At 66.2% G+C, this 4,539-nt stretch carries 4 protein-coding genes; all 4 read right to left on the minus strand.

Going from position 1 to position 4,539, the window contains the following annotated elements; genetic code table 11:
- Positions 1-94: 94 nt before the first annotated feature.
- The 4 genes from hflX to bamB all read right to left on the minus strand — a co-directional run bounded on the left by hflX (position 95) and on the right by bamB (position 4,486).
- A complete protein-coding gene (hflX, locus tag HMPREF9440_RS06460; RefSeq protein WP_008542638.1) occupies positions 95-1,285 on the minus strand; it encodes a GTPase HflX in 1,191 nt (396 codons plus the stop codon).
- A gap of 34 nt (positions 1,286-1,319) precedes the next feature.
- A complete protein-coding gene (gene hfq, locus HMPREF9440_RS06465) occupies positions 1,320-1,574 on the minus strand; it encodes an RNA chaperone Hfq (RefSeq protein ID WP_040764404.1) in 255 nt (84 codons plus the stop codon).
- 227 nt (positions 1,575-1,801) lie between these two features.
- Complete coding sequence (gene der, locus HMPREF9440_RS06470; RefSeq protein WP_040764461.1) at positions 1,802-3,145, minus strand: ribosome biogenesis GTPase Der; 1,344 nt, start codon at positions 3,143-3,145, stop codon at positions 1,802-1,804.
- A gap of 192 nt (positions 3,146-3,337) precedes the next feature.
- Entirely contained in the window at positions 3,338-4,486 is a 1,149-nt protein-coding gene (gene bamB, locus HMPREF9440_RS06475; protein ID WP_040764464.1) for an outer membrane protein assembly factor BamB, read from the minus strand.
- Positions 4,487-4,539: the final 53 nt, after the last annotated feature.

Consider the following 4,539-nt stretch of genomic DNA (forward strand, 5'->3'; position numbering starts at 1 on the left):
CCCTGCTCCCAGCGATTCACTTGAAGAAAAAGCCCGGCTTCGCGGAGAAGTCGGGCTTCTTTCTGACGGGCGACACTCCGTCCGTTCCCAAGGATCAGAGCAGCGCCTCAAGCGCTTTCAACTCCTCTTCGGGCGTCATGCGCCGCTCGGCTTCGAGCTCCTCTTCCCAGGGTTCGGGCTCGCGGGGCTCGTTCGGGTGCTCTTCGCGCCAGCGGCCGGAGAATTCCGCCACGGCTTCGCGCAGAAGATCCATCCCGGCGCCGGTCAAAGCCGACACGAAGACCGCCTTCGGCGTCCCGTCCGGGTGGCGCACGATTTCGGGTTCGTGCGTCGTGCGGTCGATCTTGTTGTAGACGATGATCACGGGGACGTCGTCCGCCTCGATCTCCTCCAACACCAAGTTCACCTCACGGATCTGCTCCTCCCTGACGGGCGAGGCCGCATCGACCACGTGAAGAAGCAGGTCCGCGTGGACCGTTTCGTCCAGGGTCGACTTGAAGGCTTCGACGAGCTGATGGGGCAGCCCCCGGATGAAGCCCACCGTGTCGCTCGCCACGACCGTCTCCTCGTCGTTCACCCAGAAGCGGCGCGCGGTCGTGTCGAGCGTCGCGAAGAGCTGGTCGGCGGCGTAGGACTTGGCGCGGGTCAGCCGGTTGAAGAGCGTCGACTTCCCGGCGTTGGTGTAGCCCACCAACGAGACCGTGAGCGTATCCCCGCGGGTGCGGGCGCGGCGCTGCGTGCCGCGCTGACGCGCGAGTTTTTTGAGCTGCTCGCGCAGCTGCTTCACGCGCACGCCGATCATGCGGCGGTCGAGTTCGATCTGCTTTTCGCCCGGGCCCCCGGTTTTGCCCAAGCCCCCGCGCTGGCGCTCCAAGTGGGTCCAGCCGCGCACGAGCCGCGTCGAGAGGTGTTCGAGCCGCGCGAGCTCCACCTGCAGACGCCCTTCACGGCTCTTCGCGCGGGCGCGGAAGATTTCGAGAATGAGCGTCGTGCGGTCGAGCACGGGGAGTTCGATCGCGCGTTCGATGTTGCGCTGCTGCGCGGCGGAGAGCGCCGTGTCGAAGACGACGACGTCCGCCTTCGCCTCGCGGGCGAGTTCGCCGAGCTCCTCGATCTTGCCGGAACCGAGGAAGGTCGCGGGATCGGGCTTTTCACGACGCGCTTCGAGAAGGCCGCACGGCTCCAGTCCGTCGGAGGTGACCAACAGACGAAGCTCTTCGGCGCTGTCCGCATAGCGGACGCGCCCGATGGTGACGCACACGAGAAAGGCGCGCGAGGCCTTCACGTCGCGCGTCTCGTCGATCTGAAAAACGGCCAGCTTACTTCTCCGTCGTCGGCGCCGGGACGGCCGCGCCGTTGACGCTCACCGAGCGGGTCGGGACGACCGTGCTGATGGCGTGCTTGTAGACCATCTGCGTGACGGTGTTGCGAAGAAGAACGACGTACTGGTCGAAGGATTCGATCTGCCCCTGAAGCTTGATCCCGTTGACGAGATAGATCGACACGGGGATGCGCTCCTTGCGGAGGGAATTGAGGAAGGGATCCTGAAGAAGCTGACCCTTGTTAGCAGCCATTTTTATGTTCTCCGCCGGCGGATTCCTGATGAAACCTTCCGCCGACATTTCGTTGTTGTGTTCTTGTTCTCCGGCGCTTGGGGCGGAGGTGCCCGGGGCACCGGAGGCGCTTGGGGCGGACCGCCCGAAAACGCAGGGCGGCCGACGACTTCTACATCTTAACACTGCGCGTCTGTCGGGAGATGGACGCAAAACAAAGAAAGCCGCCCGAAGGCGGCTTCCGTGTGTTAACGCTTGTCATCCTTCACGAAGGGATTGTCCTTCGTGCGGAATTCGATGCGAAGCGGCGTCCCGGCGAGGTCGAACTTCTCGCGGAAGAAGCTCTCCAGGTAGCGCCGGTAGCTTTCCCCGATGTCCTCCAGGGCGTTCCCGTGCACGACGATGACGGGCGGGTTCGAGCCCCCCTGGTGCGCGAAGCGGGGCTTCGGGCGGCCGCCGCGGGCGCGCGGGGGCTGTTGACGCTCGACGGCTTCGAGAAGCGCCCGCGTCAACTTCGGGGTCGGGATCTTGCGGTAGGCCGCGGCGTGGGCTTCGTCGACCGCCTTCATTAGGTGGTTGAGGCCGTTTCGCTTCAGGGCCGAGATGCGGATCATGCGGGCCCAGCGGAGGAAGTGGAGCTTGCGCTCGAGCTCCAGCCCGAACATCTCGCGCTCGTACTCGCTCATGAGGTCCCACTTGTTGACGGCGACGACCAGCGCCCGACCCGACTCCAGCACGTAGCCCGCGATGTGGGCGTCATGGTCCGCGATGCCGTTCTTCGCATCGATCACGAGGATGACGACGTTCGCGCCGTCGATCGCCTGGAGGGTCTTCACGACGGAGAACTTCTCGATCGCTTCGAAGACCTTCCCCTTCTTGCGAAGACCCGCCGTGTCGACGAGTTCGTACGGGCGGCCGTTGTACTCGAAGTCCACCTTGATCGCGTCGCGGGTCGTCCCCGGCATGTCGAAGGCGATGAGGCGCTCTTCGCCGATCAGCGCGTTGATCAGGGTCGACTTCCCGGCGTTGGGGCGGCCCGCCAGCGTGACCTTGAGGCGCTTGGGCGCGTCCGGATCCTCGGGCTCTTCGTCCTCCTCCTCTTCGGGGAAGCCTTCCAGCGCGAGGTCGATCACGGCGCGCACGCCCTGACCGTGGGCGGCGGAGATGAGGTACGGTTCGCCCAAGCCCAGCTCATAGAACTCGGCCTTGGCGACGTCCGACAAGCCTTCCGCCTTGTTGACCAGAAGGAAGACCTTGCGACCCGAGACGCGCAGGCGCTGCGCGATGCGGGCGTCGTGCGGCGTCAGCCCCGCGCGCGCGTCGCAGACGAAGAGCACGACGTCGGCTTCTTCGATCGCGAGCTCGGCCTGACCGGCCATCGCCTGAACGATGCCTTCGGACTTGACGGGTTCGAACCCCCCGGTGTCGACGACCAGGTACGGGCGCGGGCCCACGCGGCCCTGACCGTACTGACGGTCGCGGGTGAGGCCGGGGTAGTCCGCCACGATGGCGTCGCGGCTGCGGGTAAGCCGGTTGAAGAGCGTGGACTTCCCGACGTTCGGGCGCCCCACAAGAGCGATAACAGGAAGCATGGTGCGTTCTATTCGGTTGGCCCAGGGCGGACCCACGGGGCTCGTAAGGATGTCGGAAACGGATTCGGAAAAACGGCAAAGGGCGGGCACACCCTTCTCGTCGGGTGCGTCCGCCTTCATGCATGTGGGCTCCCTTGCTTGAGGGGGGAGCCGCCCGCAGCCGGTCTGCGACCGGCCGCGCCGTTTTGAAGATTAGTTGTCGATCGACTCTTCGGTCACGTACGCGACGTCGCCTTCCGTCGTCTGGAAGACCGCGCCGTAGCCGTACTGCGCCGCGGGCGCGCTGATCGCCCCGGAGAGCTTCACGCGGCCGACGACCGTGCCGTCGGCGGGATTGAGCATCGAGACGACGCCCTCGTAGTCACCGAACGCGAGCGTCGTGCCCACGCGGATCGGGGCGCTGACGCTGCGGTAGAGGAAGTCGCCGTTGACCCAGGCCTCTCGACCGTTCGCGCGATTATAAGCGTGAATGCGGCTCTGCGCATCGACTTCGTAGACGGAGCGCCCGTCCGCGACCGGACCCGTCACGGCGTCGACCTGAACGTTCCAGACCGTGCGGCCGTTCTGCGTCTGCATGCAGACGAGGTTCCCCTGGAAGGTGGCGGCGCACATCAATTCGCGGTCCACCCAGGGGCGGCCGACGACGTCAATGAGGCGCTCGACCTCGGTGATGCCCTTCGCCTGCCCGATCGGGGCTTCGAAGATCACCTTGCCGTCGGCGGGGTTAAGCGCCAAGAGACGCCCGTTCGCCTGACCGGCGAGGATCCCCGCGGGGGACCACGTCATCTGCGAGAAGGTCTTGAGCGTGAGCGCAGGGGTCTGGCCCTGGTAGCGCCAGCTCCTCTGCCCCGTGATCAGGTCGAAGCCCGAGATGCGGGTGTCGGACGACTTCACGACGACGCGGCCCGCGCCGACCAAAGGCGGAATCTCGATGTCGGAAGCCAAGGCGGCGCGCCAGACGAACTTCCCTTCGGCGTCGTAGACCTCGACCTCGCCGCGGTCGGTGCCGACGGCGACGTAGTTGCCGTCGCTCCCCACCCCGGCGGTGATGTTCCCGCCCGCCTTCGTGCGCCAGACGACCTCGCCGGTTTCGCGGTCGAGCCGCACGATCTCGTCGCGGCCCGCCGCATAGACGGCGTTGTCGGTCACGACGGGCGTGAGGCTCTTCGAAGCGCCTTCGCCCACGTTCGTGCGCCACACGATCCGGGCGTCGACCCGCTTCGTGAAGTCGGGGAGATCGTTCGGTTGGTGAGGATCCGAGGACGAGAAGATGCCGCAGCCGGCAAGCGGGAGCGCGGCAAGCGCCGCGAGGGCACCCTTGATGACCTTGTTCTGAAGCATGAAAGTGTTCGGCTTGTGTTTGACCAGCTTCGCGGGGCCCTCAAGGCCCCGCC

This window comes from Sutterella parvirubra YIT 11816 (assembly GCF_000250875.1).
Taxonomy (GTDB): domain Bacteria; phylum Pseudomonadota; class Gammaproteobacteria; order Burkholderiales; family Burkholderiaceae_F; genus Sutterella; species Sutterella parvirubra.